A 966-nucleotide genomic window follows, 5' to 3' on the forward strand; every position below is an offset into this window, starting at 1 on the left:
TCTTTGCACAGCGTTTCGATGTCGGGCGACAAAGCCGAGCGTAGGATCCCCTTCGTCTCCATCGAAATAAAGCGGCCCGCTCCAGTTGCCGTTGTGTAGAATTCCTTTTGGCTATAGCCGTAGAGGAGGCGGTAGTAACCGATCAAGCGAGGGTTCGCGGTTAAGACCAACGGGACGGGAAACAACATTTCGCCGCGAATGCCGTGACTGGCGAGTTGCGTCAAACTATGGCCCGGGACGTTGGCCGCCAGCTCCCGGTCCAACGATGGAATGTCGAGCTTCCGAACGGTCTCTTTGAGCGCTTCTTGAAGCATTAACTGGCGAATTTCAGCCAATGCAACGCTGAATTCTATCTGCAATTCCGGAGACGGTATCATGCGGCCACTCGGATAATCGATCCATCGGAGTGACACAGCCGCTCGGCGGCCAGGGCAACGTAAGCGGGGTGAAGTTCAATGCCAACGTATGAGCGACCATGCTCCTGCGCTACCAGACCGACGGTCCCCGAGCCAAAGAAGGGATCTAGTACGAAGTCGCCGGGGCGGCTTGATGAACGGATGCAGGGCTCGATCAATTTGGGAGGGAAAGTCGCGAAATGAGCTCCCGCAAAAGGCAGTGTATTGACGTTCCAAACCGAGCGAAGATTCCGCCCATTGCCTTCTCGAACCGAGTCTCGATTATAGAAATATTGCTCCTCCTTAGAAAACATAAAGAGGTATTCGTGCGTCCTCGTCGGGCGATCTCGAACGCTTTCAGGCATCCCGTTCGGCTTGTTCCAGATGACATCGGCTCTGAGATACCATCCATCATCCTGTAAGGCGAACGCCAGCCGCCAGGGAATGCCCATCAGATCCTTTGGTTTGAGACCTTCAGGTGTCTCCGGACGCATTGACATGGCCCGAGCCGGATTCTTCTTATCGGGCGCCCGCCATGTGCGGTTACCGCTCGTAAAGCCATCGCCGATGT

2 protein-coding genes are annotated in these 966 nt (G+C 55.5%); both read right to left on the reverse strand.

Features of this window, described 5'->3' with window-relative positions:
• The coding region (locus EOC06_RS37845) for an XcyI family restriction endonuclease (protein WP_128310149.1) at positions 1-377 on the reverse strand (377 nt) is incomplete at its 3' end.
• A partial coding sequence (locus EOC06_RS37850) for a site-specific DNA-methyltransferase (RefSeq protein WP_206631366.1) occupies positions 374-966 on the reverse strand: 593 nt, incomplete at its 5' end. The genes EOC06_RS37845 and EOC06_RS37850, both read right to left, overlap by 4 nt.

Origin of the sequence: Mesorhizobium sp. M7A.F.Ca.MR.362.00.0.0 (genome assembly GCF_004023175.1) — a bacterium.
GTDB lineage: Bacteria > Pseudomonadota > Alphaproteobacteria > Rhizobiales > Rhizobiaceae > Mesorhizobium.